The organism is Myxococcus xanthus, assembly GCF_013116825.1.
GTDB lineage: Bacteria > Myxococcota > Myxococcia > Myxococcales > Myxococcaceae > Myxococcus > Myxococcus xanthus_B.
Genome location: NZ_JABFNS010000097.1, coordinates 1 through 26,491, shown reverse-complemented (window position 1 = coordinate 26,491; position 26,491 = coordinate 1). Strand labels below are relative to the sequence as shown.

Sequence of the window (26,491 nt, the reverse complement as noted above, 5' to 3'; positions counted from 1 at the left end):
GCCATGGGTAAGCCAACTGGATTCATCGAGTGGGAGCGCGTCCACGCGGACAAGCGGGACAAGGCGGACCGGCTGGGCGACTGGCGCGAGTTCGCGCTGCCGCTGGCCCCCGACGAGGCCAAACGGCAGGCCGGCCGCTGCATGGACTGTGGCGTCCCCTTCTGCCACCAGGGCTGTCCCCTGGGGAACCTCATCCCCGACTTCAACGAGGCCGTGTACCGCGGGCGCTGGCGCGAGGCGTACGACTTGCTCAGCCGCACCAATGGCTTCCCGGAGATGACGGGCCGGCTGTGCCCGGCGCCGTGCGAGGCCGCGTGTGTGCTCGCCATCGACCGGGACCCGGTCACCATCGAGCAGATGGAGAAGGAAATCGTCGAGCGGGCCTTCGAGGAGGGCTGGGTGAAGCCCCGGCCTCCGGCACGCCGCACCGGGAAGACGGTGGGCGTGGTGGGCTCCGGGCCCGCGGGCCTGGCGGCGGCGGCGCAGCTCAACGCGGCCGGACACACCGTCACCGTGTACGAGCGGGCCGCTCGGGCCGGCGGCCTGCTGCGCTACGGCATCCCCGACTTCAAGCTGGAGAAGTCCGTGGTGGACCGGCGCCTGGCGCTGATGGAGGCGGAGGGCATCACCTTCGTCACCGGCGTGGACGTGGGCGGCGCCCTGAGCTACCGCGAGCTGCGCGCGAAGCACGACGCCCTGGTGCTGGCCCTGGGCGCGCGCCGTCCGCGCGAGCTGGAGGTCCCCGGACGCGAGCTGTCCGGTGTCGTCCAGGCCATGGAGTACCTGGAGCACCAGAACCGGCTCGTCTCGGGCCATGGCCAGAAGGACTCACGCCTGGACGCGGCCGGCCGGCACGTCGTGGTGCTGGGCGGCGGCGACACCGGCTCGGACTGCCTGGGTACCGCGCTGCGTCAGGGGGCGGCGAGCGTGCGGCAGGTGGAGCTCCTCCCCGCACCTCCCGCGGTGCGCGCGGAGGGCAACCCCTGGCCGAGGTGGCCCGTCATCTTCCGCACCTCCACCAGCCAGGAGGAAGGCGGCGAGCGCCGGTTCGCGTTAATGACAAAGCGGCTGACGGGCAGCGACGGCCGGCTCCAGACGCTGCACGCCGTGGAAATCGAGTTCCGGGCCGAACCTGGCGCCCTGCCCCGCCTCATTGAACGTCCCGGGACCGAGGTGACGTTCGAAGCGGACCTGCTGGTGCTGGCCATGGGCTTCACGGGGCCCGAGGCGGGCAACCTCTCCGAGGAGCTGGGGGTGAAGCTGTCCCCCCGCGGCACGGTACAGGTGGACGCGCACTTCGCCACGTCCGCGGACGGGGTGTTCTGCGCCGGGGACGCGAGCCGGGGCGCCAGCCTCATCGTCTGGGCCCTGTCGGACGGCCGCGAAGCCGCGAAGGCGTGCGATGCGTATCTTTCTGAGGGGCGCTCCGCGCTGCCCACCCGGGGCGCGGACTGCGCCTTCTGAGCGGAATGAAACGCCGGGTCGCCTTTTTGGGGCGAGTCGGGAATAAATAGCAGGCGAGGCAGTTAGAATGGGCTTAACCCATTACTCCCTCCCACAGGAGGCCCCTGACATGCGAAGCGAACAGACCCTCATCGTGACCGAAGCCGACTTGGAGCGCCTGCGCCAGGTGGTGGACCACAACGGAGGCGGCCGCACGGCCGAGTTCGCGGAAATGCTTGACGCGGAGCTGACCCGGGCCCGCGTCGTCGCTTCGGAAGAGGTGCCGCCCGACGTCGTGACGATGAACAGCAAGGTTGTCTTCGAGGACGAACAGACGGGAGAGCGCCGGGAGGTCACCCTCGTCTACCCACGCGACGCCAGCAGCGACGATGGCCGCATCTCCGTCCTGGCTCCCATCGGCAGCGCGCTCATCGGCCTGACCGTGGGGCAGACCATCACCTGGCCCCTGCCGGGCGGACGCTCCAAGAAGCTGCGCATCGTCGCGGTGCCCTATCAGCCCGAGGCCTCGGGCCACTACAACCTCTGATTCGGCTTCCCCGGGACGGCACCGTACGCCCTCGTGGCGGACGGTGCCGTTCGCCGTTTCAGCGCAGCCCCACGCGCTTCGCCAGCTCCTGCGCCAGGGCCCGCAGCTCCTCCACGCCAGCCGCCTGTGGGCTCGTGTCGAACACCACCTCGTAGCCCAGCCCCGCCTGGTTGATGGACTCCGAGCGCGGAATCCGAGCCCGCAGCACGGGCACGGTGGACTCGCTCAGCGCGCCCTCCATGGCCTCGTTGGTCGCCGTGGTGCGGCGATCCCACAGGTTCACCACCGCGACCAGCTCACCGCCCTGCTCGCGAACGTCACGCCAGGCGGTCTCGATTTCCCCCAGTCCCTGGAGCGCGAAGGCGCCGGTGGGCACGGGGGCCACGACCAGGTCCGCGGAGGCGAGCACGGCCTCGGTGTAGGCGCCGATGCTGGGCGGGGTGTCCGCGAGGATGATGTCCGGCGTCCACCCCAGCGTCTTGAGCGCGCGAGGAATCGCCTGGAGGCGGTGACCCCACTGGAACAGCTCGCGCTCCTGCGCGGCCATGCGCGGCGCGGCGGGGGCGATGAACAAGCCGGGCCGCTTCGGTGAAGCCACCACCACCTGCGCCAGCGTGTGCTTGGGGCGGGGCCCGAGCGCATCCCCCACGCACGGGCCTTCCCGGCTCTCCAGCCCCAGCACCAGCGACGCATGGGCCTGGGGGTCCAGGTCCAGCAGCAGCACCTGGCGGCCGGCATCCGCGAGGGCCGCCGCCACGTGCGAGCAGAGCGTCGTCTTGCCGACGCCGCCCTTGATGGTGGAGAACGCGATGAACGCCATGCCCCGGTCTATACCGGACGACCCACGGGGAGAGAAGCCACGGGCGGCGGCGCCTCCTCCATGCTCAGCTCACCCCCACCTTGCACTCGGGGAGCGCCTGGCGCAGCCGCTCGATTTCCCCTGGAGGCAGGGTCGTCCAGTACAGGTCCACCGTCCGCAACCAGGTCATCCGGAAGAGGACGGGCGGCAGCGTCGTCAGCGGCGTGGACTGGAGATCCAGGAACGTCAGGCGCTTGAGCCGCTCCAGCGCGTCGGGCAACGTCGTCAGCCCCGTGCGGTTCAGGTTGAGTGACTCGAGGGATTCCAGGTCACCCAGCTCGGGCGGCAGCTCGGTCAACTCAGGGTTGAACGACAGATCCAGCTTTTTCAGCTTCGACAGGCGCCCCAACTCCGGGGGCACCGCCTTGATGCCCGTCGTCCGGACCCAGAGGGACTCCAGCTCGGTGAACTCGCCAATCAGCGCGGGCAGCTCGCCCAGCTTCCGGCCGTTGAACAGCAGCTCCTTCGAGTCCCGAGGGAACTTGTCGAACAAGGCAGCCGGGCCCTTCGCCTTGGCGGGCGCCTTCGCCTTGATGGGAAGGGACGCGCCCGCCAGGTCCGCGGGCGCCACGGGCGAGGTGCCCTCCTTCACGTCCTTCAAGGCCACGGCCAGCGCCGCCAGCTCCTCCTCGAGCCACGAGGAGAACGTCCCCAGCTCCTCCACGGGGAGACTGTCCTCCACGCGCCAGACCACGCCGGACGCGCCTGCGGCGCCCCTGCCAAAAGCGAAGCCGTTGATGTCGTCGATGTCGTGGGCGGCGAACATCACGAACGAATAGGCATGGGTGCCGGCCTCGCGCTCCGCGCGGACCTCGCCCCATGGCCGGTCGGGCACGCCCACCTGCTGTGACAGCCCCACCTGCCAGCGCGGAGGCAGCAAGCCCAACGTGGACGACGCGCCCGACAGCCACCGGTATCCCAGCACCTTGACGAGCGCCCCGTACTCCGGAGGCAAGAGCGGCGCGGGGTCGAACCCGGTCGAGAACGGCACCACCCGCGGCTCCAGGGCCTCCGGATACTCGCCGGCCGAGCCCCGCCCCAAGGTCTGGACGGCCTGCTTCTCCACGCGCTTCCACTGCGCCGCCAGCGACACACTCTTCGGCATGCCCGCCCATTACCTGCAACGACGTGCGAAGGAAATGGGCACCTCCGCGCGCTACTTCTGCGTCATGATCCACTTCACCAGCGCGCGCGCCTCGGCCTCCGACACCTGGGCGTTCGCCGGCATCGGAATGGCGCCCCAGACGCCGCTGCTGCCCTTGCGCACGCGCTGCGCCAGCTTGTCCTCCACGCCCTCCTGCTTCGCATAGCGGGCGGCAATCTCCTTGAATGAGGGACCGACCAGCCGCGCCGTCGCGGAGTGGCACGTCGAGCAGTTCTTGGCCTTCGAGAGCTCCTCGCTCGCGGAGGCCACGTTGGACACCGACGCCACCGCGAGAACAGACAGCCACAGAAAACGCTTCATCGAAGTCTCCAGTCCACACTGCATATCAAGGCTGACCGACATGGCAGCCCTCTCTGATTTTGCTGAGCTCCACGCAAACTAGCGCGCGGCACGCCCTTCCGCGACGCGCACCACGCGCCCAGCTCCCAGGGTGTCCGGCGGGCTCAGCACCACCCGGTCCTCGGCGGACAATCCGTCCAACACCTCGACCTGAGCGCCCAGGTCACGCCCCAGCACGACCACGCGCTGCTGGACGGCGTTCGCCTCCCCCACCACGAGGACCGTGGGCCCCTCCCTCCGCACGGCCAGCGCGCTGGCGGGGATGAGCATGGGCGGAGCCTCGCGCTCGATGAGCAACCGGACGCGCACGAATGACCCGGCGAACAGCGCCTCTGTGTTGGCGAGCTGCACCTCCGTCAGGAGCGTGCGGGTCCCCGGGTCCAACACCCCCGCGGTCCGCACCACGCGTCCCGGCAGCGCCCGCGCGGGCGCATCCAGCGTGGAGATCCGCGCCTCGAGCCCCGGCCTGATGTCATGGGCGAGGGACTGCGGCACGTCCACGAAGACCTTCAGCGTGTGTGTCTGCGCGAGTTCGAACAGGCTCGTCATGCCGCTGCCACTGCCCGCGGTGACCAGCGCTCCCCGGTCCACGTTGCGACGCACGATGACGCCATCAAACGGCGCCACCACGCGGCGATACGCGTACAACGCATCGAGGCGCTCCACCTCCGCCTTCGCGCTCTTCAGCGAGGCCTCCGCGGAGTTGGCCCGCGCCCGCGCCTCCTCCGCCACCTCGTGGCTGACGTTGCCCTCTCCCGCGAGAATCTGCCCGCGCCGCGCGGACGCGCGCGCGAGCTCCAGGTTCCGCTCCATCTCATCCAGGCGCGCCCGGGCCCGGTGACACTCCGCCTGGAGCTCGGGCGCCTCGAGCTCCGCCAGCAACTGGCCCGCGCGGACCCGGTCGCCCAGGTCGACGTGGATGCGGCCCACGAAGCCATTGATGCGGGCGTGCAGCGACGCGTGCTGACTGGGGAGGACCGTCCCTGGCAACGTGAGCTCCGCCTTCGGCTCGGACCGCGTCACGCGCGCGGTGGCCACGAGCGGCGGCAGACGGGCTTCCGCTTCACGTCGATCCAACGCGCGCGACCGCTCCAACCGTGGCGCCACGCCGAGCCCCAGCAGCACCAGGAGCAACGCGGCGAACACCCAGGGCCAGCGCCCGCCTCGCGCCGCGGCATCCACGCCAGGAGTCTGCTCCGTCACGCTGTCACCGAGGGCTCGAGTTCAGGGGCCGCCGCGCGGACGGCCCGCCGCGCCTGCATCAGACTGTAGACGACGGGAACGAAGAACAGGGTCGCCACCGTGGCGCCCGCGAGGCCGCCAATGACGGCGCAGCCGAGCGCGGCGTTCTGCTCGCCGCCCTCGCCCAGGTTCAGGGACATGGGGAGCATGCCCAGGCCCATGGCCAGCGCCGTCATCAACACGGGGCGCACCCGCACCCGCCCCGCTTCGAGCGCCGCCTCCGCCGCGCTCGCGCCGAGCGCGAGCTGCTCGTTGGCGAAGGACACCACCAGCACGGAGTTCGCCGTGGCCACGCCCACGCTCATGATGGCGCCCATCAACGAGGGAATGCTGAAGGGCGTCTGCGTGGCGAACAGCGAGACCACCATGCCCACCACCGCCCCGGGCAGCGCGGTGATGATGATGAAGGGGTCCAGCCAGGACTGGAAGTTGACCACCATCAGCGCATAGACGAGCACCGCCGCGAACAGCAGGCCCAACAGCAGCCGGTCAAAGCTGGTGCGCATGCTCTCCACCTGCCCACGCACCTGGATGCGCGAGCCCGGCGGCAGCTCCTCTCGGTAGCGGTCGACGATCGGCTCCAGCCGCGACGCCACGCTGCCCAGGTCCGTGTCCTGGACGTCCGCGCGGACGTTGAAGGTGGGCTGGATGTCCACGTGGGTGACGAAGACGGGCGTCCACTCGCGCTGCACCCGGGTGAGGTCGCCCAGGAGCTGGGGCCCCTCGCGGGTGGGCAGCGCCATCCGTGTCAGGTCCTCCACCGAGGACACCCGCGTCTCCGGCACGCGCACCGACACCGGATAGCTGTTCCCCGTCTTCGGGTCGATCCAGAAGCTGGGGCTCACCTGCGAGCTGGATGACACGGTGAGCAGCACGTTGTTGGCCACGTCCCGCTGCGTGAGCCCCACCGCGCTGGCGCGGACCCGGTCCACCTCGAAGTGCAGCCGAGGCGCGTTCACCACCTGCGACAGGCGCACGTCCACCGCGCCGCGGACCTGCCCCAGCTCCGCCTCGAGCTTCCGCGCGATGGCGTAGGTGGCCTCGCGCTGGGAGCCGGAGACCTGCACGTCAATGGGCGACGGCAGCCCGAAGTTGAGAATCTGCGTCACGATGTCCGCGGGCTGGAAGTAGAACGTGAGCTCGGGGAAGCGCCGCGGCAATTCCTCGCGCAGCAGCCGGACGTACTCGCCCGTCCGGACCCTCCGCTTCGGGGCCAGCGTCACGAGGACCTCCCCGTCCGCGCTGCTCACGTTGGAGGTGTCCGTCAGCGCGAGGTTGTAGCCGCCCGGCATGCCCATCATGTCAATCAGGCTCACCCGGTCCTCGGCGGGGATGAGCTCGCGCACGGCGTCCTCCACGCGCGACAGGTACCGCTCCGTCTCCTCGATGCGCGTCCCCGGCGGCGCCACGACGTGAAGGCGGAGCTGGCCCGCGTCCACGGTGGGAAAGAAGTCCCGGCCCACGAAGGGCATCAACCCCACCGCCGCCAGCACCGCGAGCAGGAAGAAGACCAGCACGCGGCGCGGCCGGGCCAGGGCCCCCTGGAGCGCCCTCACGTACCGCGCCCGGAAGCGCTCGAAGCCCTCCTCGAACCGGTGGTGCAGCCGCGCCAGCCAGCCCGTCTGGGGCTGTCCGTGCCGCTGGACCTCCGCGCGCAGCAGGAACTGCACGAGCGTGGGCACCAGCGTGCGCGAGAGCAGATACGAGGCCATGACGGAGAGCCCCACCGCCAGGCCCATGGGCAGGAACAGGTACCGGGCCGGCCCCTCCAGGAAGAGGACCGAGACGAAGACGATGCCAATGGAGAGCGAGGCGACGAAGGCGGGCACGGCGATCTGCTCAGCGCCATCCAGGATGGCCTGGGTGAGCGGCTTCCCCATGGCCAGGTTGCGGTGGATGTTCTCTATCTCCACCGTGGCGTCATCCACGAGGATGCCCACCGCGAGCGCCAGCCCGCCCAGCGTCATCGAGTCGAGCGTGTACCCGAGGCCCCGCAACACCAGGATGGCCGCGAGCACCGACAACGGAATGGAGATGGCGATGATGAGCGTGCTCCGCCAGCTCCCCAGGAACAGGAGAATCATCGTCGCCGTCAGCAGCGCGGCGATGACCCCTTCCACCAGGAGCCCGTGGATGGCGGCCGTCACGAAGGAGGACTGGTCCGCCAGCAACCGCACCGACAACCCCTCCGGCGCGGCGGCCTGGATGGTGGGCAGCAGCTCGCGCACGCGGCGGGCGACCTCCAACGTCGAGGCGTCCCCCGTCTTCATCACGGACAGGATGACGGAGCGCCGGCCCTCCTCCCGGGCGATGTTCGTCTGCACCGCGAAGCCGTCATGCACGTGCGCCACGTCTCGGAGAAACACGACGCGGCCATCGCCCCGGCGCACCGGGATGTCATTGAGCGCGGCGAGCGTCTCCGGACTGCTGTTGAGCGTCACGCGGTACTCATGCGCGCCCATCTTGATGTTCCCCGTGGGCAGGACCAGGTTCTGCGCGGAGACCGCTGAGGCGACGTCGTGCGGCGCCAGCCCATGGGCCTCGAGGGCCTCCAGGTCCAGGTCCACGGTCATCTGCCGGACCTTGCCGCCCATGAGCTGGGGAATGCGCGCGCCCCGGACCGTGCCGAGCAGGGGCCGGACGCGCTGATTCACATGGTCGTAGATTTGCGACTCGGTGAGCGTCTCGCTGCTGAACGACACCTGGAGGATGGGCACGCTGCTGGCCGAATACCGGAGGATGATGGGCGGCTGCGTCCCCGGAGGCATGCGCCGGGTGATGGATTGCGAGGACGCCGTCACCTGGGCCATGGCCTCGGCCACGTCAGCCCCGGGGTGTAGATACAACCGGGCGACTGATACACCGTCGAACGACTGGCTTTCCTGCCGGGCCAGGTTCGCCACGTTGTTCGCCAGGGAGTACTCACTGTATTGGGTGATCTGCCGTTCGATCTGCTGCGCGGGCAGTCCGTCATAGCTCCAGACGACGCTGATGACGGGGATGTCGACCTCGGGGAGGATGTCCGTGGGGGATTCGCGGATGACCTGCACACTCACGAAGACGAGCAACAGCGCCGCCACCACGAAGGTATAGGGGCGTCGGAGCGCCAGCCGGACGATCCACATATCGCCTCCGCTCTTTGCCATGGAGCAGCAATCGAGGCAATGTCCGCAACCCTTGCTTCCACTGGGAAGACTGGGGCAGCATGAAGGCTGAGCCGTCATGAACAACGCCGTGAAAACATCTCCCTCCTCCGGGACTGTGTTGAGGGAAGCGCTGCTGAATCGCAGACAGCTCCTGCAGTGGTTGGGAATCGGCGTGGTGGCCTCCAGCTGCGGCACGCTTCGTCCGCGGCTGATACCGCGCACGGAGGGAGCAGCGCCCCTCCAGCTCATCGCGCCCGACAACGCGGGGGCCCTTCCCGACGACGTGCGGGACGCCCTGCTCGATACGGCCCGCCAGCTCTCACGCTTCGTGGGAATGGACGGACAGCTCAACGAGGCGCTGCTGGAAGGCTATCTGCGCCTCAAATGCGAGGAGCGCCCCTCGTACCTCGGCACCTACACCCGCTTCGCTGCGGAGGTGAAGCGGCCCGAGAAGCTCTCTGTGGAGTGGCTCGTGGAGTTGCCAGAGCTCCACCGCGTGAAGGTGGTGGGCGAGCTGGCCATCATGTCGCTGGTCGGCGGGGGCTTCCGGACGTTTGGCTTCGGAAACATGAATGGCCACATGGGCGGGCTCTGGCACGAGCCGCACGCATCTGGCTCCTATCACGCCTCGGACGAACTGTAGTCAGCGCGGTCGCCGACAGGATTTGACAACCATGAGGCTGTGTATCGTCGGAAGTGGTGTTGCCGCGGTCATCACCGCCCGCGCCGCGCTGGAGCGGGGCTACGAGGTGGTGATGCTCGAAGCCGGCCCTCGCACGCCCATGCGGGACTCGCGCCGCTGGCTGGACTTCGTCACCACGGGCGTGCGGCCCTACCACGCCTGTGAGGATTCGCAGGGTGACGCCAACTCCCGCCCCGGTGTCCAACCCGAGCGCGACCACTTCCTCATCAAGGGCAGCCGGCTCATGGCGGTGGGCGGGTCGACGCTGCACTGGAGCGGCTGGACGCCCCGCCTCCAGCCCGAGGACCTGGAGCTGCGCAAGCGCACCGGCAAGGGGAACGACTGGCCCTTCAGCTACACCCAGCTCGAGCCCTATTACAGCCAGGCCGAGTCCCTGCTGAACGTCACCGGCCCCAACGCGCCCGTGGACGGACATCCCACGCCCTGGCGCTCGCAGCCCTACAAGTGGAACAGCCCGCCGTACCCCATCGAGTCGGAGCCGGTGCGCCACGCCCTGAAGGCGCTGGGCATCACCTATGACCACATTCCCATGTCGCGCAGAGGCCCCGGCGGCGAGGGCGTGGGCGGCCCGTGCATGACGTTTGGCACGTGCCGGTATTGCCCCATGGGCGCGCGCTTCGACCCCACCCTGCTGCTGGCGGACATGGAGTCCCACCCGGGCTTCCGGTTGCTCGCGAGCAGTCCGGTGCTGGCCGTGCGGATGGCGGGAGCGGTGGCCCAGGGCGTCACCTACCGCACCGCCGAGGGCGAAACGGCCACACTGGACGCTGACGCCGTGCTGGTGGCCGCGGGCGCCCTGGAGACGCCCAAGCTGCTGTGGCACTCGGGCTTCGATGAGCAGCGCCTGCCCGCGCTCGGGCGCTACCTGGTGACCCACCCGATGCTGAAGCTCGAGGGCAAGCTGACGAAGCCCCCCCGGGAGTTCAACGGGCGCGAAGTCCCCATGCCCGCCCTCTTCTCGCGGCACTTCGACACGCCGGAGCAGCAGGCCGCCGGGAAGATGATCTTCTCCGAGTACCCGGAGGAGCCGGACCTGCAGTCATGGGTCCGCCAGGAGCAACTGGCGCCCGAGTACATCGCCTCCTTCGCCCGGGAGAGCCGGCTCAACCTCCATGGCTTCATCGAGGAGTTCCCCCAGGCGGAGAACCGCCTGCGATTCACGGGCAAGCCGGGCGAGCGCCAGGTGGAGATTCACTACGCGGTGGACGCGGGGTTCTCCGCGCGCTGGCAGTGGATGACCGACACCTTGATGCAGGTGATGAAGACCGCGGGCTGCCGCGAGTCGGAGGTCTGGGTTTCGGGCGTGATTCGCCGGGCGGACCACTCGGTGGGCACGGCGCGCTTCGGCCAGGGGCCGGACTCGGGCGTCGTGGACGGGAGGCACCTCGTGTTCGGGACGAAGAACCTGTTCGCCCTCACCAACGGCAACTTCCCGAACAACGGCGCCATCAACCCGACGCTGACGCTCACCGCCCTCTCGCTGCGCTTCGCGGACCAGGTGCTGCCGGACCTGGCATCGTCACGAACTACAGCGCGGCCTTGAGCACCGCCAACGCGACGATGGCCACGACGGCGAACACCTCGCGCCGCGCGGGCGCCTCCTGGATGAAGGCGTTGGCGAACACCAGGGAGAAGAGCGTCACCGAGTTGAGGATGGGCCAGGCGACGACGCGGTTTCCCGCCGCCAGCGCCATGACGAAGGCGACCTGATTGCCCACGGTGAAGAGGGCGCGCACGAGCAGGTTGGTGCGTGCGCGGCCGTCCACGACCAGCTCGCTCAACTGCGCCCCCAGCGTCCCCCGGGCGCCGAAGACGATCAGCAGCACCAGACAGGCCGCGCTCCTCCAGAACATCAAGGCGGTGCTCACCTCCAGGTTGGACGCCACGCCCGAAGGCTGGCCCTGGAAGAAGAGCTCCCCGCAGAGGCTCTGCACGAGGACGGCCACGGTGATGAAGAACGCCGGCAGCCACAGGGCGCGGCGGCTGTCCGAGCCACCTCCCGCGGCCAGCAGCGAGCAGCCGGACACGGCGAGGGCGAACAGATACTCGGTCCAGTGCACCGTGCGGCCGGACAGCATGAGCGCCAGAGGGATGAGCACATCCCCGATGCGCGAGGCGATGTTCACCCGGGCGACCGTGAGGTGCCGGAAGCCGTAGGAGAAGGCGAAGGCCACCCCCTGGACGCTCACCGCGAAGAGCGCGAGCCTCGCGTTGCCATAGAGCGCCCACCCCGCCCGGTCCGCCATGGGCAGCAGCGGCGTCAGCGCCGCCAGCAAGAGGAACGGGACGAAGTTGTTGGCGAAGTTGAGGACGAGGATGGACTGGCGACGGAGCCCGTAGCTGAGCCGGTCGAAGACGCTGTTTCCCGACCGCAACAGGACGGACGTCAGCGAATAGAGGACGGTTTCCATCGCGTCCGCGCGTCGGCGCTCGGCCCGGGGAAGAGGTGCTCCAGACAGGGCCACAACTGGGGATGACAGGGCTCGTCCAGCAGCCGCCCCAACTCCTCCGGCGCCAGGAACATGCCCCCGTCCACCTCCCGCTCGGAGAGGCGCAGCGGGCCCTCCATTCGGGCGCGGTAGAGGAAGATGCGCCGGTGGTGCCCATCGTCGAAGACGAACTCGGCCACGGGCACCAGCGGGCCCTCCAGGCCCAGCTCCTCCAGGAGCTCCCGCTGGGCGGCCTCCAGGGGCGCCTCGCCCGCGCTCACGTGGCCTCCCGCGGACGTGCACAGGTGGCCGGGCATGAAGGTCATGTGCCGGGAGCGCCGCTGCAGGAAGACCTTGCCGTCGCGCTCCACCATCACATGCACGATGCGATGGGGCAGCTTCTGGCCGTAGATCTGGTCGCGGGGCGCGCTCCCCACCACCTGCCCCTGGGTGTCAATGATGTCAATCAGCTCCATGCCACGGACATCCTATGCGACCAGGGGCTTCCGGCCTTCCATGGGAATGACCTCGATGCGATCCCCCACCCACTTCCGGAAGTGGGCGTCCAGGTCGTAGTTCTCCTGCTTCCAACCGTCCTGGACGGCGCCCGTCACCAGCGAGCTGAAGAAGAGCTTCTTGCCGGTGACGATCTCCTCGGTGCCCATCATCCCGTCCGGCCAGATGAGGAAGTAGTAGCGGCTGTAGTTGACGGTGCGGTCCGACAGGCGAATCTGCATGTCGGGGTAGCGCTCCCGCAGCCGCTCCACGGCCGCGGTGACATGCGACGTCTCCTCCGGCATCAACTCGCCGTAGATGTGATAGGCGCGGCCGGCGGAGAGCGTCCAGGAGATGGCCCAGTCGCGGATGCCCCGCTCGTAGATGAACTGGGCCAGTTCCTCGACATGCTGGCTGTTGTGGCGGTTGAGACAGGTCAGGATGCGCGGCGCCACGCCATTGTCCACGCACAGGCCCATGGCCCGGAGCGTCTCCTGGTAGGTGTTACCCTTGGCGTTGCGGCTGGGGCGAATCTCGTTGTTGACCCGCTCGTCCATGGAATCGAGGCTGATTTCCACCCGCGTGCAGCGAGACACCGTCTTCATCATCTGCTGCGTCAGGAAGGTGCCGTTGGTGCCGAGGATGGTGGCGACACCATGGTCCGTGAGCTTGTCGATGACGTTCAACGTGTCTCGGCGCATCAACGGCTCACCGCCAGAGAGAATCTGTCGCATGATTCCCGCGCGGATGACCTCGTCGGCCACCTTGAGCTGCTGGGGCGTGGAGAGCCGCTTCGACGGCAGGTCCTCGACGTTCCCGTAGCAGTGGATACACACGAGGTTGCACGGCGCGGTGACCAGCCATCCACAGCCAATGGGACTCCGCGGCACAGGCACGCAGCCCTCGAACACCTTCGCCGAGAACTCATCGCGGAGGTTGTCGTAGATGATGGTGCCCCAGCTCTCCTGGCGCTCTCTGATGCGTACGGACATGGTGAGGAATTCAGAACAGCCCCGCAGCCGACAATGGGCCGCAGAGCCTTGGTTGATGAATCTGAGCCGCCCAATCGAAAGACACACCACGCCCAGGAGGACGCCCCTGCCGCCTTGAGCATGGGTACAGTCACATCCGCCCGACAGCGCCCCCGAACCTTCCGGGGCTCCCCCTCGTGACCTCTTGAAATAGAAGAGCCAGCCTAGGCTGACGTCACAGAGATGTTACGCGGATTTCATTTTATCTGCAAGAGCGAGTTTTTCTGCTTCTTCGCGAGCTCCCGGGAGGAGGCTCATCTGCCGCGACATTCTCTTTAACTCACGCCACTGACATCACGGCGCCGGGCGCCGCCGCGAGCCAGCGCCGGCTCCGCGCTCCGAACGCATCGCTCCCGCGGAGAAGCCGTGGATGCCCCCCGCCCGGCAGCTCAATCACAGACATCCCGTACCCATCAGGACCGGCTCAAGCGCGTGTCGATTCACGAAGACACGGAGCCGCGCACGGCTCCCCGGGGACTCAATACAAGGTCCCGCACTCGGCGATCCGCTGGACTCGGAGCGCGGCGAGCCGCGCCAGGGGCATGGCCACTTCGGCCCCCTCCAACGCCGCCACCGCTCGAGCCACGGCATCCAGGGTGGACATCCCGGAGGGGTGCGAAGGTTCGCGGAGCCGGAGCAGCCCTGGCTCCGGCGGCGGCAGCGCCAGGCGAGGCAGCGTCCGGAGCGCGGCGACCCGTTGTGTCATCCGCCGCGCCTGAGACCAGCTCGCGTCCAGCACCACCAGCTGCCGCGGTGGCGGTGCATCGGGCGGCGCGGGCGGCCCATCTGGGTAGAGCAGCCACGTCCCAGGCTCGGAGAGCAGCTCCAGCTCCGCGCTCCCGCTGAGGGAGCCGTGGATGAGGCGCTTCGAGTTCACCAACGCCAGCGCGGCCACGCCGCCGGTGTTGCTCTTCTTCGCGATCTCCATCACGTGCTGCAGGAGGAGGATTCGCGTCCGCGTGTGGACCTGGGGAATCTCGTCACACAGACACAGGTGAAGCGCCAGGTTGCAGCGGGAACAACGCGGGCGACTGGCGAGACGGGAAGACACTGCCCCCTATCTTGGTCCGGCCGTTGGACGAACAGAAGCACTCGTTTCCCTCTGGCCCTCGTGCTGGGATGTTTCGCCATGGGTGATTGGGCGGTGACGACGCACTGGGCCTGGACACGGCCGCGAATGCCTGAAGCCAGGGACTTTCCGAGCGACCGCTGGGCTGCCCGCCTTGGCCGGGTGGGCCCGGGGCTCTGGCAGTTGGAAACGCTCCAGAAATACGGCTACTACCGTGCATGGAGCGGCCCACGCCGGTACCGGCGCCCCTCGTCGCCTGGCCCTTCCCCACGCGGTAACTCGGTCTGCCAATGGCCCTGAGAGCACGATGAGCATCCGCTCTCCGACACTCCCGGTGGTTGTCCGGCCACCTCATTTATAGGAGGCTGCGCCGCCAATGACTCCGGAGCGTCGAAAGTACCTCGTCGTGGGTGGGCTGGCCACGCTGCTGCTCATCCTCGACCAATGGACGAAGGTCCTCGTCCGCGAGCACGTGAAGCCCCTGGGCTACACCGGCATGAGCGTCTTCGGCGACGTCATCCGCTTCCAGTACGTGGAGAACACCGGCATCACCTTCGGCATGTTCCGGTCGCTGCCCTACGCCCAGCTCATCCTCAGCGCGGTGGCCATCCCCGTCTTCCTGCTGGTCATCCACCTGGTCCGCCAGTCGCCCGCGGACCACTACCGGCTGCACGTCGCGCTCGGCCTCGTCGGCGCCGGCATTGGCAACCTGATTGATCGCGTCCGCCTGGGCAGCGTGACGGACTTCGTCGTCGCTGACTTCGGGTTCTGGCCGGTGAACCCCTGGTATGCCTTCAACGTCGCGGACGCCGCGCTCGTCGTCGGCGCCATCTTGATGGCCTTCGACTCCCGTCGTCCTCAGCCGGCCCCTGCGCCCGCTCCCGCTCCCGCTCCCGCTCCGAGCCAGGGCGACTAGCCAGGGCGTGGGCGCGAGAGTGGACCACCACTCACGCGCCCCTTGGCGTTGGAAGGCGTGCCCGCCGCCCTGCCACGCGGGCGACCTGTACCGGTTTGGATCGCCCGCACCAGGCGAGCGCGATCCACTCTGGAGCACCGGTGGGTGCGCCCGAGGCCCTCGCCTCTGATTCCGCGCACTTGGAAATGGCATACCCCATGCTCTGAGGCTCCGGGCATGAGGGCGCCCCACGTGGAGGCCCCCCATTCAAGGAGGCTCACGATGGAAGTCCGGTTTCATGGCGTTCGGGGGAGCATCGCGGTGTCGGGCTCGCGCATTGGTGGCAACACGGCCTGCGTGGAGGTGACCAGCCAGGGCCACCGCCTCATCCTGGATGCGGGGACGGGCATCCGCGCACTGGGCGAAATCATGATGCGCGAGGGCGCGCCTCAGAAGGCCACGCTCTTCTTCTCGCACCTGCATTGGGACCACGTGCAGGGCTTCCCCTTCTTCACGCCGGCCTGGCTGCCCACGTCCGAGCTGACGCTCTACGGCCCGGGCGCGAATGGGGCCCAGGCGCTCCAGTCCGAGTTGGCCGCGCAGATGCAGCCGCCCCACTTCCCGGTGCCGCTGAGCACCATGCGCTCGCGGATGGACTTCCGCTCGGCGATGCATGCCCGGCCCGTGGAGGTGGGCCCCTTCCGCGTCACGCCCATCGACGTGCCGCACCCGCAAGGGTGTCTGGCGTACCGCGTGGAGGCGGATGGCCATTCGTTCGTCTACGCCACGGACGTGGAGGTGCGGGTACAAGAGCTCGCGCCGGAGGTGGGCCGCCTCTTCGAGGGCGCGGACGTCCTGTGCCTGGACGCGCAGTACACGCCGGACGAATACGAGGGCCGCAAGGGCGTGGCGAAGAAGGGCTGGGGCCACTCCACCATGATGGATGCCGCGGGCGTGGCCGGGCTGGTGGGGGCGCGCCGGCTGTGCCTGTTCCACCATGACCCGGCGCACGGCGACGACGTGCTCGAGGACATGGCGGAGCAGGCCCGCGCCCTCTTCCCCATCTGCGAGCCCGCCCGCGAAGGCCAGCGGCTGCTGCTGGGCCGCGCGGCCTGAGAGGGGCGGTCCCATGCCCCCTGGATGTTATGGTGCGACCTCCGCCTTCGTCCTGCCGCCGTTGCCCGCCATGCCCCAAGCCCCCTCGGACGTCTCCCAGGTCCTCCTCCCCTTCGGAGGGCTCGTCGGCAGAGAGGTGGACCTCGACGCGTTCCTCCAGACGCTGATGGACCGCATCGCCATCACCTTGCAAGCGGACCGCGGCACCCTCTGGCTGCTGGACCCGGCCCGCCACGAGCTGTTCAGTCGCGCCGCGCACCTGCCCGAGGTGTCCCAGATTCGCGTCAAGCTGGGCCAGGGCGTCGCCGGCACCGTCGCCCAGGCGGGGCACGCCATCAACGTGCCGGACCCGCGCGGCGAGCAGCGCTTCTTCGCGGACATCGACCGGATGACGGGCTACCGCACCACCAGCCTGCTCGCCGTGCCACTGCGCGACGGGGACGGCGCCCTCTACGGCGTGCTCCAGGTCCTCAACCGCCGCGGCGCGGACCGCTTCACCGACGACGACACGCAGCGGCTCACCGCCATCGCCTCGCAGGTGAGCACCGCCCTCCAGAGCACCAGCCTCTACCAGGAGCTCCAGCGCGCGAAGGACCAGCCCCAGGTACCGGTGGGCTACTTCTTCAACCGCATCATCGGCGAGTCCCCGCAGCTCCAAGCCATCTACCGGCTGGTGCGCAAGGCCGCGCCCACCGACGCGACGGTGCTGCTGCGCGGCGAGAGCGGCAGCGGCAAGGAGCTGTTCGCCCGTGCCGTCCACGTGAATGGCCCCCGCAGGGACCAGTCCTTCATCAAGGTGGACTGCGCGGCGCTGCCCGCCACGCTCATCGAGAACGAGCTCTTCGGCCACGAACGCGGCGCCTTCACCGGCGCGGACCACCGCGTACCCGGCAAGTTCGAGGCAGCCAGCGGCGGCACGGTGTTCATCGACGAGATTGGCGAGCTGCCCCTGCCGGTGCAGGGCAAGTTGCTGCGGGTCATCCAGGATCGCGAGTTCGAGCGCGTGGGTGGCACCCAGGCCGTGAAGGTGGACGTGCGCATCGTCGCGGCCACCCACCGGGACCTGGCCCGCATGGTGGCCGAGGGCCGCTTCCGCGAGGACCTCTACTACCGCATCAAGGTCGTCGAGGTGGTGCTGCCGCCGCTGCGGGAGCGCGGCGCGGAGGACATCGAGCGGCTCGCCCGCCACTTCGTCGCCGCCGTCGCCCGGAGGCACCGGCTGACGCCGCCCCGCCTCAGCGCCGCCGCGGTGGAGCGCCTCAAGCGCTACCGCTGGCCCGGAAACGTGCGGGAGCTGGAGAACTGCATCGAGAGCGCCGTGGTGCTCTGTGAAGGGGAGATTCTCGAAGAGCACCTGCCCCTGCCCGATGTGGACCGGAACACCCTGCCGACTCCGGCTGCCGCGCACGGTGTCAACGCGCCAGCCGCGCCCGCGCCCATGGATGCGGGCCTGCTGCCACTGGCGGAGGTCGAACGCCGCCACATCCTGCGCGTGCTGGACGCCGTGAAGGGCAACCGCACCGCCGCGGCCCGCGTGCTGGAGATTGGCCGCAACACGCTCGCGCGGAAACTCAAGGAGTACGGACTGGGCGACGAGCCCTGACGCACCGCGCGGGGGCGGCCTCCACCCCACCCTCCAGGGCATCTGTCCGCTGACCACCGGTCTTTTCTGGTATCCGCCTTGTTCCGAGCTGGGCAACGGCGTACGACGAAGAGACCTCCGGCCCACGTGCAGGAGGCTTCAGCCCAGGGGGACGCGCATGAAAGTGGTCAACAAGCTGCTGGAGAAGCTTCCCGACGTCGTGGCGGGCAAGGTGCCCGACGTGAAGCTGCAGGACCAGGACATCAAGGTGCCGCTGGCCCAGGGGACCTTCACGGAAGAGAAAATCCTTCCACCCAAGCTGGCCATGCACGGCTTCACCCTCTCCTTCGAGGCCACCGGCGAAGCGTCCATCCGGAACTTCAACTCGCTGGGCGACGTGGACGAAAACGGCATCATCGGCGAGCCGAGCCCGGAGAGCGCCGAGCCAGGGCCCCGGCCCCAGCTGCTGCTGGGCAGTGACATCGGGTGGATGCGCTACCAGGTGTCCGCGCGCGTGAAGGCCGCCGTGAGCGCCAGCCTGTCCTTCCTCGCCGCCGAGAACCAGACGGAGCTGTCCGTCACGCTCAGCGACTACCGCGCGCATCCGCTGGGCGAGAACATGCGCGAGGCCGTGCGCTCCGACCTGGCCGAGCTGCGGCTGATGCAGGCCACCGACCTGGCCAAGCTGACCACGGGGGACGCGGTGGCGTGGCAGGCCCGCGGCGCGCTCCACACACGGCTGGAGCTCAACTGGGCGGACATCTTCCCCACCAACCTCAACCGCCTGGGCTTCCTGCGCGGCAATGAGCTGCTCGCGTTGAAGACCAGCGCCAAGGCGGGCCTGTCCGCCCGGGTGTCCCTCACCGACGACTACCAGCTCAGCTTCTCCCGTCCTCGCGCCGGCCGCATCCAGGTCGCCGTGCGCAAGGCGAAGTCCCATGAGCAGGCGCTCTCCGCCGGCCTGGGCATCACCGTGGAGCTGCTGGACCCGGCGGCGGTGAAGGCCCAGCTGGGCCAGCTGCTGGAAGCGCTGCTGGGGCCCGTCCTTCGCGACCTCGTCAAGAAGGGCACCACCGCGGTGGAAATCATGGACGGCCTGGTGGACAAGGCCAGCAAGGCGAAGCTGGACGACAACCAGAAGAAGGTGCTGGGCCTGGTGCTGGAGCGCCTTGGCATCGACCCGCAGCTGGCGGACCCGGCCAACCTTCCGCAGGCCTGGGCCGACTTCAAGGCCCGCGTCACGGAGGCGCTGGAGAACGCCGTCCGCACGCACGTCGCCGAGGGCTTCGAGTACGAATACCTGCGCCTGTCGGAGACCTCCACGCTGCTGGAGGTCGTCGTGGAGGACGTCACCGCGATGCGCTTCCACGAGTCCCTGCTCAAGGGCAACCTGGTGGAGCTGCTGAAGTGGATGAAGAGCCTCCCCGCCCAGCAGAGCGAGTTCGAGCTGCGCAACTACCTCCACGCCACCACGCTCACGCGCCAGCAGGCCTACGGCTTCTCGCTGGGGGTTGGCTCGTTCGAGCTGCTCAAGGCGAAGAACGTCAGCAAGCAGTCCTGGGTGACGCAGGAGAACTTCCAGGGCGCCCGGCGCATGGCGTTCCTCGGACGCCGGGGCTACGAGGACAAGCTGCTGGGCACCCGCGGCCAGTGGGTGGTGGACCTGAAGGCGGACATGACGCGCTTCTCCCCCACCCCCGTGGCCTCTGACTTCGGCTACGGCCTGCACCTGATGCTGTGGGGACGGCAGAAGAAGCTGTCGCGCAAGGACCTGCAGCAGGCGGTGGATGACGCCGTCGTCTGGGGCGTGCTGGACGCGAAGGACGCGGCCACCGTCATCAGCGCCATGCAGGAGGACATGGGCAAGCACCCCATCGAAACGCGGCTCGAGCTGAAGATGGCGGATGACTCGTTCCGCGCCCTGGTGCCCCGCATCCAGACGCTGGAGCTGTCCCGCTTCTCACGCGCCCTGGCCCGCGCGCTGCCCTGGAGCGAGCAGCTCCCCCGCGCCTCCGCCGAGTTCCGGCGCGCGGTCTACGCCCCCATCTGGGAGGCCTACCTCCGCGAGGTGCAGGAGCAAGGCAGCCTCATGCTGAATGACTTGTCACCCAGCCGCGCCGCGCAGATCGCCAAGTGGTACTTCCAGAAGGACCCCACGGTGCGCGACCTGGGCAAGGACCTGCAGCTCATCGAAAGCGAGTGGCGCCCGGGTGGCGGCAACTTCAGCTTCGCGGAGGTCATCTCTAAGAACCCCAACACGCTGATGCGGTGCCGGAACTTCGTGAGCGGCATGGTGCGCCTGCGCCGCGCCATTGACGAACGCAAGGCCCCGGACGAGCTGCGCACCGTGTTCGGCGAGTTGGAGGGCATGTGGACCACCGGCTTCCACCTGCGCGCCGCGGGCTCCCTGCTCTCGGACCTGGCGCAGTCCACGCCGCTGGGTCTCGCGGGCGTGGAGCGGACCCTCACCGTGCGGGTGGCGGACAGCGAGGAACAGCTCGTGTTCTCCACCACGCGAGGCACCGGAAGCACCGGAGCCGCCTGAGCGCGACCCGACCGGCCTGGGCGTCAGCGCTCGGGCCGCGAGGCCTGGCGGCACATCACGCGCCTGCGCGGCGGTACGGCCCCCGCCGCGCGTCTCACAGCGCCCGAGACAGGACGACGGCCGCTGCCAGGGACAACACCCCGGCCGCCGCGAAGTGCCGCCAGGCCCGGCGCGCCAGCGCCCCACGGGTGGCCGGAGCCTGGGGCCCCAGCACCAACATCGCGGGGCCCCCCTCCCGACCGACCAGGGTGTAGCTGCCCTCGACAGGGCCCCTCCGGAGTTCACCCACCACGAGGCAGGATTCGCCCACCGCGCCCACGCGCTCCCAGGACAGGGCCTCCAGATGCGCCGTCTGATACCAGGACGCGGGCACCGCGCCTGGCAGGGCCTTGCACCGGCGGACCTCCACCGGGGCCATCAGCGACGCGGGCGAAAAGGACACCGAAGCACGGACGCGCTGGCCACGCAGCGCCAGCACCGGCGCATACGCGCGCTCACGGGACAACAGCGGCCCGCGACGGCCGTCCGCCGCCACCTCGCGCACCTCCGCGTCGAAGAAGACACACGGCACGCCACCGGGCGACGTCAACGTCGACTCCGCGTCCAGGACGCCGTGGTAGACGCCCCAGCCCGGGGACGCACCGGCACGCAGCGCCGCCACCGCGTCATCCAGCGGCACCGGTGCCGAACCCCGCAGCACGTTGGCCCGGGTCCGGGCCCAGGCGCCCCGCAGCGCCAACCCCGCGGCCAGCACCAGCAGGGCAGCGCCCAGGGCCTTCACGGCGGTCTCCGAGGCCAACACCGCCCCGGTCCCCTGGACGTGCCGCAGCACGATGAGCGACATCCCCGCCAGAAGTCCGAACCACAACAGGGGCACGCGGTAGGGACGGGACGCCACGTCCTTGCGCCCGTAGGCGAAGGCCGCCACCAACAGCCCCAACAGGCACGCCGCGTAGACCGGCGCCAGCGCCATGCGCCACAGCTCCATCCCGTCCCCCTGAAGGCTCGGCATGGACGCCCGCGAGGCGGAACATGCCGGGAGCAAGCTGGGGATGGAGCGGCGTCCGCGCAAGCCTTCGCCTGCCGCGCGGGCTACTCGGGGCTGGCGGCGACGCGGCGGGCGGGCCGGGGCATCAGGTGCCCCCGGACCTTCAAGTCATCGAACGAGCAGGACAGGTTGCGGCAACCCAGGGCCACCTTGCCCACGCGGTCCTCCAGGCCCACCAGCAGCTTGCGGGCGAAGCGCTCGTTGTTGAGGAACGCCTCCACCAGCACGCCCGAGCTGTTCCGGCGCAGCTGCAGCCGCACCTGGTAGGGGCCGTGGGCCGGCAGCGGCATCTCGTCCTCGACGAGCGCCTCCGTGTCCTGCGCGCTGTTCCCCACCACCTCGCGCCCGTCCGGCATGAAGTAGCGCCACGACAGCCGCATGCCCACGTCCGGAATGGCGAACGCGGAGACCTGCAAGTCCTTGATGCGGAACGCCAGCTCGCCGTAGTGCTGCGCATCCGCTTCCTGCGCGTACTCCGGACCCAGCCGCGCCACGTCCATCAGCACTTCAGCCGTGAAATCGTTGGACGAGAAGTAGCGCTGAGCGATGTACGCGCGCGGAATCAGCCGCCGCCCATTGGTCTCCTTGCCCGCCTGCAAGGCCTGGAGCTCCCCATCCACCAGCCGCCATTGGCCACTGTGGACGTTGACCTCCTCGTTGCCCTCGTTGAAGCCCAGCTCCAGGCGCGAAGTGCCCCCCGCCTTGGTGGGCGCCGCGAAGGAGAGCGATGAGAAGACCTCACCGTAGGAGTTCGGCGGCAGCACCCGGTTGCCAGGCTTCACCTGGATACCCTTCGTGCCGATGATGACGCCCTGGTCATCGCCCAGGTGGAGGCTCACCGGCCCCACGAACCACCGGACCGCGAAGCCCAGCAGCGCCAGCCCGCCCACCACCGACAAGCCACCGCGCACGCGCCGCCAGCCCGAGCGGAGCTGACGCGACAGCGCGGTCTGCCGCGCCGGCAGCACCGACCGCGCGGCCGCGGGCACCATGCGCCCGTCCAGGTCGCTCTGCGGAATGCCCGGCGCGGAGCTGGTGGCAATCATCACCTCCAGCGCGGCGCACAGCTCGCTGGCCTTCTCGTAGCGCGCGGCCGGGTCCTGCTCCAACAGGCGGTCCACCACCGGGTCCACGCGCGGGTCCAGCCCCGGCACCTTCGAGGAGGGCAGCTTGAAGCGGCCCAGCGGCAGCTCCCCGGTGAGCACCTCGTAGAGGATGACGCCCAGGGAGAAGAGGTCCGCGCGCCCGTCCACGTTCTTCGCGTCGCGGCGCTGCTCGGGAGCCATGTAGTTCAGCGTGCCCATGGCCACCGACGTCGCGGTGAGCTGCAGGCGCGAGTCCGGCGCGCGGATGCCCGCGAGGCCGAAGTCCGCCACCTTCACGTGCCCGCGCCCGTCCAGCAGGATGTTCTCCGGCTTCAGGTCGCGGTGGATGATGCCCTTGTCGTGCGCGCACTCGATGGCGCGCGCCACCGCCAGGAGGAGCTTGATGCCCTTCTCCGGCGCGAGCCCGGCCGACATCGCCTCGCGCAGCGAGCGGCCTTCCACGTACTCCATGACGAAGTAGTAGTGCTCGCCCGCGACGCCCCGGTCGATGATCTGGATGATGTGCGGGTGGTTGAGCGCCGCCAGCGCCGTGGCTTCCTTCTCGAAGCGCGTGACGAACTCCGGGTCCTTCGCCAGCCGCGGCGGCAGCAGCTTCACCGCCACCGTGCGCCCCAGCGACTGCTGCCGCGCGAGCCACACCTCGCCCATGCCGCCGCGCCCGAGCAGCTCCAGCAGCTCCAAGCCCGGCAGGTCCACCTTGCCCGTGCCCACGAAGGTGCTGTTCTCGTGCGCGTTCAGCTCCGAGTGCGCACTGTCCGAGCCCGTCTTCGCGGACGAGCGCACCAACGTCTGCTCCACTGACGCGTCCGAAGCTCCGTTGCTGGAGGGAAGGGCCACTCCGCTGGTCCCCGGCGCCGCCACGCCCGGCAGCCCGTTCACGCCGCCGCGAGGGACGGAGCGCACGGGCTCCGGAGCACGCGAAAGGGAGACATCGATGCCTGGCTCCGGCTCCGCGTGAGGAACCACCGTCACCACGCCGGAGGTCCCATGGGCCGGAGGGCGCTGCTCCTGGCCGCCGCTGCCCGTGGGCACCATCGTGTTGCGCGCCACCTCGGCGGCCACGTCACCCCGGCGGGCCTCGAACCGGATGCCGCAGCGGCACTGGACACGCTGGCCGCTCACGTAGACGCGGATGTCGTGTGGCTGGCCGCAGTTGGGGCAGGCCTGCGTCGTCGGGCTCATGCGCGGCGAGAGGTGGATGCGGCGGTGGTGTATTCCAGCCCGTGGACGCGGTAGGTCGGCACGGCCTTCTCCTTGCCCTTCACCTGGAGGGCCGGCAGCCCCTCCACGTCGAAGCCGGCGCCCGCCCTGCGCACCGTGGACTCGGAGGCCAGCACCTCACCGCTCTTCGCCATGCCACACAGGCGCGAGGCCGTGTTCACCGTGTCGCCAATGGCGGTGAACTCGTGGCGCTCGGCGCTGCCCATGTAGCCGACAACGGCCTGCCCGGTGTTCACGCCGATGCCCACTTCGATGGGCTGCTTGCCCGCGGCCACGCGGCGGCGGTTCAGCTCCTGCACGGCGTCCTGCATCTCCAAGGCGGCCCGAAGCGCGCGGGCGGCATCGTCCGGGTGCGACAGCGGCGGCCCCCAGACGGCCATGACACAGTCCCCAATGAACTTGTCCAGGTTCCCCTCGTGGCGGAACACCACCCCGGCCATGGCGGTGAAGAATGCGTTGAGCATGTCTACCACCTCTTGCGGAGAATCGTTCTCCGAGATGGTGGTGAACCCGCGGATGTCCGCGAAGAGGCAGCTCACCTCCGCCAGCCGGCTCTGCGCCAGGTCTTCCGTCTCACCGGCGATCACCGCGTCGGCGACGGCCTTGGACAGGAAGCGGCTGAGCTCCGCGCGCGTCACGGCCTCGGCGCGAATCTGCTCGGCCAGCGCCGCGTTCTCCAGCGCGATGCTCGCCTGCGAGGCGATGCCGGAGAGGATGGTCAGGTCCTTCTCCGAGAAGGCGTTGATCTGCTGCCGGCTGTCCAGGAAGAGCACCGCCTGGATCTTCCCGTTCACCTTGAGCGGCACCGCCATGGCGGACCGGATGCCCTGCGCGACGATGCTCTCCGCCGCGGAGAAGCGCTCGTCGATGATGGCGTCCGCCGTCAGCACCGCCTTGCCCGTCTCCACCACGCGCTTGAGCACGGTGTCGGACAGCATGACGTTGACGGCCTTGTCGGAGCGGTGGTGCACCGCCGACGGGATGAACTCGCCGTCCGCGGCCACCTTCAAGATGACGCCGTGGTCCGCCGCCAGCAGCTGGAAGGCCACCTTGAGGATCTGCTCGAAGAGCCCCGTCTGGCTGCCCTGCAGGCTCACCTGGCGGTGGAACTCATGGGCGATTCGCAGCTTCTCGTAGTCGCGGCGCAGCGCCTCCACGTCCGACACCTGCTCGGCGGGCCGGAAGTTCTGCGGCACCTGGTCCATCTGCGCCAGGAAGGCCGGCATGGAGATGGACTGCGCCACCACCGTCACGCCCGGCGCGGTGGGCGCGGCGGGCTGCGCCACCGGCTCGCCGCTGTGGAAGATGAGCCGCGAGGCGCCCAGGGAGATTTCGTCCCCGTCGCGCAGCTTGAGCTCCTTCACCCGGCGGCCATTCACGAAGGTGCCGTTGGACGAGCCCAGGTCCTTGAGGACGAAGTCCTTGCCCACACGCTCGATGACCGCGTGTTCCTTGGAAACCTCCCGGTCCACCAGCCGCAACGTGTTGGACGGATGCCGGCCCAGGGACGTCGCTGGCCCCAGGGGAAACTCACCGAGCGTGCCATCCGCGAAGCGCCCTGTCAGTCGGGGGCCGCGAATCTGCCCGGGTTGGGGAGCGAACGGGACGGGGGACTGGCTCACGCGGAAATCCTCACCGGCCCGGACACTACCAGAGGCCATCGGCACCGGGGAACGCTCGGAAATCACCACTGCACGGCCGAGCAGCGTCCACCTGATGGGACGGCTCCTCAGCGACCGGCCGTCGGATTCCTGTCCGAACCGCCCGCCCGGATGGCCAGGCCCACCGAAGGCATCACGGTGACGCCCCCCAGGTTCCGCTCCATCCCGAAGAGCTGCGGCCTGCTCCGGAAGTAGCCCCCCGTCACCTCGGCGAAGAGGTGGACGTACCGGTAGCCCACGGCGATTCCCAGCGTGGAGCCCACGAAGTGACTGCCCACCGTCGCGGGAAGCCTCGCGTCGAAGCCCGACACCGGCTTCCCCTGCTGGGAGTAATCCACCAGCCGCGCGTCCAGCCGGGTGCGGCTGTAGATGTACTTGGGCGCCGCGTAGAGCTTGAAGACGTCCCCCCAGTCCGCGCTGAGGTACAGGGGCACCTCCACGTCGTAGCGGCTGAAGTCGTTCATCTCCACCACCTCCAACACGTCCAGGACCGGGCTGCTGAAGAAGTGCTTGGACACCCCCACCCCCAGGGCCATGTCGAAGGAGCGCTGGCCCAGCTCCAGATAGCGGCCCACCTCATCTCCGCCGTGGGCCAGTTGGAACTTCAGGTCCCCGCGCAGGGAGATGCCGCTGTAGCGCAGGCCCACGTCCAGCCGGTCCACCACCCCCACCCGGACCATCAGCTCCGGATTGACGCCCGGCGGGGCCACCATCAGCGCCACGCCCGCCGTCAGCAGCTCCTGCTGGTCCTCCTCGCTCAGCGTGTAGGGGCGGTCATTCACCACCGCGTCCCGGGCCGCCTCCCCCTGCTCGATGCCGGCGTCCACCACCCGGACCAGGGCCCCCACC

At 69.6% G+C, this 26,491-nt stretch carries 21 protein-coding genes; 8 read left to right on the top strand and 13 right to left on the bottom strand.

Translation table 11 applies throughout. The features are described from left to right. Positions 1–3 precede the first annotated feature (3 nt). The gene (locus tag HNV26_RS25375; RefSeq protein WP_171443482.1) at positions 4–1,464 is read left to right on the top strand and encodes a glutamate synthase subunit beta; all 1,461 of its coding nucleotides are present in this window, start codon (positions 4–6) and stop codon (positions 1,462–1,464) included. A gap of 109 nt (positions 1,465–1,573) precedes the next feature. Beyond that, entirely contained in the window at positions 1,574–1,990 is a 417-nt protein-coding gene (gene rnk / locus HNV26_RS25370; protein WP_171443481.1) for a nucleoside diphosphate kinase regulator, read from the top strand. Positions 1,991–2,048: 58 nt separating this feature from the next. On the opposite strand, the gene HNV26_RS25365 is transcribed toward rnk, so the two are convergent. From HNV26_RS25365 to HNV26_RS25345, 5 genes are all read right to left on the bottom strand, one after another. Further along, complete coding sequence (locus tag HNV26_RS25365) at positions 2,049–2,810, bottom strand: ParA family protein (protein WP_026114108.1); 762 nt, start codon at positions 2,808–2,810, stop codon at positions 2,049–2,051. A gap of 64 nt (positions 2,811–2,874) precedes the next feature. Further along, positions 2,875–3,954, bottom strand: coding sequence for a leucine-rich repeat domain-containing protein (locus tag HNV26_RS25360; protein ID WP_171443480.1), 1,080 nt, complete (start codon positions 3,952–3,954; stop codon positions 2,875–2,877). 51 nt (positions 3,955–4,005) lie between these two features. Continuing rightward, positions 4,006–4,314, bottom strand: coding sequence for a c-type cytochrome (locus tag HNV26_RS25355; RefSeq protein ID WP_171443479.1), 309 nt, complete (start codon positions 4,312–4,314; stop codon positions 4,006–4,008). A 78-nt stretch (positions 4,315–4,392) separates the two neighbouring features. Beyond that, positions 4,393–5,556, bottom strand: coding sequence for an efflux RND transporter periplasmic adaptor subunit (locus HNV26_RS25350; protein ID WP_171443478.1), 1,164 nt, complete (start codon positions 5,554–5,556; stop codon positions 4,393–4,395). Continuing rightward, a complete protein-coding gene (locus tag HNV26_RS25345; RefSeq protein ID WP_253817011.1) occupies positions 5,553–8,741 on the bottom strand; it encodes an efflux RND transporter permease subunit in 3,189 nt (1,062 codons plus the stop codon). The genes HNV26_RS25350 and HNV26_RS25345 overlap by 4 nt, the downstream gene beginning before the upstream one ends. An 88-nt stretch (positions 8,742–8,829) precedes the next feature. Here HNV26_RS25345 and HNV26_RS25340 point away from each other — a divergent pair, with 88 nt between their 5' ends. Then, positions 8,830–9,384, top strand: a complete 555-nt coding sequence (locus HNV26_RS25340; protein ID WP_366816950.1) for a hypothetical protein — start codon at positions 8,830–8,832, stop codon at positions 9,382–9,384. A 31-nt stretch (positions 9,385–9,415) separates the two neighbouring features. Beyond that, positions 9,416–10,987, top strand: coding sequence for a GMC family oxidoreductase N-terminal domain-containing protein (locus HNV26_RS25335; protein ID WP_171443477.1), 1,572 nt, complete (start codon positions 9,416–9,418; stop codon positions 10,985–10,987). Here the strand turns inward: HNV26_RS25335 and HNV26_RS25330 are convergent. The 4 genes from HNV26_RS25330 to HNV26_RS25315 form a co-directional block, all read right to left on the bottom strand. Continuing rightward, positions 10,971–11,855: a hypothetical protein gene (locus HNV26_RS25330; protein WP_171443476.1), complete on the bottom strand. Its 885-nt coding sequence runs from the start codon at positions 11,853–11,855 to the stop codon at positions 10,971–10,973. The genes HNV26_RS25335 and HNV26_RS25330 overlap by 17 nt on opposite strands. Next, positions 11,831–12,349, bottom strand: coding sequence for an NUDIX hydrolase (locus tag HNV26_RS25325; protein WP_171443475.1), 519 nt, complete (start codon positions 12,347–12,349; stop codon positions 11,831–11,833). The genes HNV26_RS25330 and HNV26_RS25325 overlap by 25 nt, the downstream gene beginning before the upstream one ends. A gap of 12 nt (positions 12,350–12,361) precedes the next feature. Further along, complete coding sequence (locus tag HNV26_RS25320; protein ID WP_140863126.1) at positions 12,362–13,360, bottom strand: radical SAM protein; 999 nt, start codon at positions 13,358–13,360, stop codon at positions 12,362–12,364. Positions 13,361–13,877: 517 nt separating this feature from the next. After that, positions 13,878–14,450, bottom strand: coding sequence for a tRNA-uridine aminocarboxypropyltransferase (locus HNV26_RS25315; RefSeq protein WP_140863129.1), 573 nt, complete (start codon positions 14,448–14,450; stop codon positions 13,878–13,880). 394 nt (positions 14,451–14,844) lie between these two features. Here HNV26_RS25315 and lspA point away from each other — a divergent pair, with 394 nt between their 5' ends. The 4 genes from lspA to HNV26_RS25295 all read left to right on the top strand — a co-directional run bounded on the left by lspA (position 14,845) and on the right by HNV26_RS25295 (position 20,606). Further along, positions 14,845–15,384, top strand: coding sequence for a signal peptidase II (gene lspA, locus HNV26_RS25310; RefSeq protein ID WP_171443474.1), 540 nt, complete (start codon positions 14,845–14,847; stop codon positions 15,382–15,384). A 261-nt stretch (positions 15,385–15,645) separates the two neighbouring features. Beyond that, entirely contained in the window at positions 15,646–16,479 is an 834-nt protein-coding gene (locus HNV26_RS25305) for an MBL fold metallo-hydrolase (protein WP_171443473.1), read from the top strand. Between the two features lie 13 nt (positions 16,480–16,492). Further along, positions 16,493–18,082: a sigma-54-dependent Fis family transcriptional regulator gene (locus HNV26_RS25300; RefSeq protein WP_171443472.1), complete on the top strand. Its 1,590-nt coding sequence runs from the start codon at positions 16,493–16,495 to the stop codon at positions 18,080–18,082. 157 nt (positions 18,083–18,239) lie between these two features. Next, positions 18,240–20,606 (top strand): hypothetical protein, encoded by a 2,367-nt coding sequence (locus HNV26_RS25295; RefSeq protein WP_253817009.1) that lies wholly within the window; start codon positions 18,240–18,242, stop codon positions 20,604–20,606. 94 nt (positions 20,607–20,700) lie between these two features. On the opposite strand, the gene HNV26_RS25290 is transcribed toward HNV26_RS25295, so the two are convergent. The 4 genes from HNV26_RS25290 to HNV26_RS25275 form a co-directional block, all read right to left on the bottom strand. Then, complete coding sequence (locus tag HNV26_RS25290; RefSeq protein WP_171443487.1) at positions 20,701–21,594, bottom strand: hypothetical protein; 894 nt, start codon at positions 21,592–21,594, stop codon at positions 20,701–20,703. 104 nt (positions 21,595–21,698) lie between these two features. Continuing rightward, positions 21,699–23,942 carry a serine/threonine-protein kinase gene (locus tag HNV26_RS25285; protein WP_171443470.1) on the bottom strand — a complete coding sequence of 748 codons (2,244 nt, stop codon included), beginning with the start codon at positions 23,940–23,942 and terminating at the stop codon, positions 21,699–21,701. Then, positions 23,939–25,603, bottom strand: a complete 1,665-nt coding sequence (locus HNV26_RS25280; RefSeq protein ID WP_171443469.1) for an adenylate/guanylate cyclase domain-containing protein — start codon at positions 25,601–25,603, stop codon at positions 23,939–23,941. Before HNV26_RS25280 ends, HNV26_RS25285 begins: the two co-directional genes overlap by 4 nt. 107 nt (positions 25,604–25,710) lie before the next feature. After that, positions 25,711–26,491: hypothetical protein (locus HNV26_RS25275; protein ID WP_171443468.1), on the bottom strand; the 781-nt coding region annotated here is incomplete at its 5' end.

Excerpts from the sequence above, each read along its gene's own strand:
- HNV26_RS25375 (WP_171443482.1), top strand. The coding sequence starts at position 4 with ATGGGTAAGCCAACTGGATTCATCGAGTGGGAGCGCGTCCACGCGGAC.
- rnk (WP_171443481.1), top strand. The coding sequence starts at position 1,574 with ATGCGAAGCGAACAGACCCTCATCGTGACCGAAGCCGACTTGGAGCGC.
- HNV26_RS25365 (WP_026114108.1), bottom strand. The coding sequence starts at position 2,810 with ATGGCGTTCATCGCGTTCTCCACCATCAAGGGCGGCGTCGGCAAGACG.
- HNV26_RS25360 (WP_171443480.1), bottom strand. The coding sequence starts at position 3,954 with ATGCCGAAGAGTGTGTCGCTGGCGGCGCAGTGGAAGCGCGTGGAGAAG.
- HNV26_RS25355 (WP_171443479.1), bottom strand. The coding sequence starts at position 4,314 with ATGAAGCGTTTTCTGTGGCTGTCTGTTCTCGCGGTGGCGTCGGTGTCC.
- HNV26_RS25345 (WP_253817011.1), bottom strand. The coding sequence starts at position 8,741 with ATGGCAAAGAGCGGAGGCGATATGTGGATCGTCCGGCTGGCGCTCCGA.
- HNV26_RS25335 (WP_171443477.1), top strand. The coding sequence starts at position 9,416 with ATGAGGCTGTGTATCGTCGGAAGTGGTGTTGCCGCGGTCATCACCGCC.
- HNV26_RS25330 (WP_171443476.1), bottom strand. The coding sequence starts at position 11,855 with ATGGAAACCGTCCTCTATTCGCTGACGTCCGTCCTGTTGCGGTCGGGA.
- HNV26_RS25325 (WP_171443475.1), bottom strand. The coding sequence starts at position 12,349 with ATGGAGCTGATTGACATCATTGACACCCAGGGGCAGGTGGTGGGGAGC.
- HNV26_RS25320 (WP_140863126.1), bottom strand. The coding sequence starts at position 13,360 with ATGTCCGTACGCATCAGAGAGCGCCAGGAGAGCTGGGGCACCATCATC.
- lspA (WP_171443474.1), top strand. The coding sequence starts at position 14,845 with ATGACTCCGGAGCGTCGAAAGTACCTCGTCGTGGGTGGGCTGGCCACG.
- HNV26_RS25305 (WP_171443473.1), top strand. The coding sequence starts at position 15,646 with ATGGAAGTCCGGTTTCATGGCGTTCGGGGGAGCATCGCGGTGTCGGGC.
- HNV26_RS25300 (WP_171443472.1), top strand. The coding sequence starts at position 16,493 with ATGCCCCCTGGATGTTATGGTGCGACCTCCGCCTTCGTCCTGCCGCCG.
- HNV26_RS25295 (WP_253817009.1), top strand. The coding sequence starts at position 18,240 with ATGAAAGTGGTCAACAAGCTGCTGGAGAAGCTTCCCGACGTCGTGGCG.
- HNV26_RS25290 (WP_171443487.1), bottom strand. The coding sequence starts at position 21,594 with ATGGAGCTGTGGCGCATGGCGCTGGCGCCGGTCTACGCGGCGTGCCTG.
- HNV26_RS25285 (WP_171443470.1), bottom strand. The coding sequence starts at position 23,942 with ATGAGCCCGACGACGCAGGCCTGCCCCAACTGCGGCCAGCCACACGAC.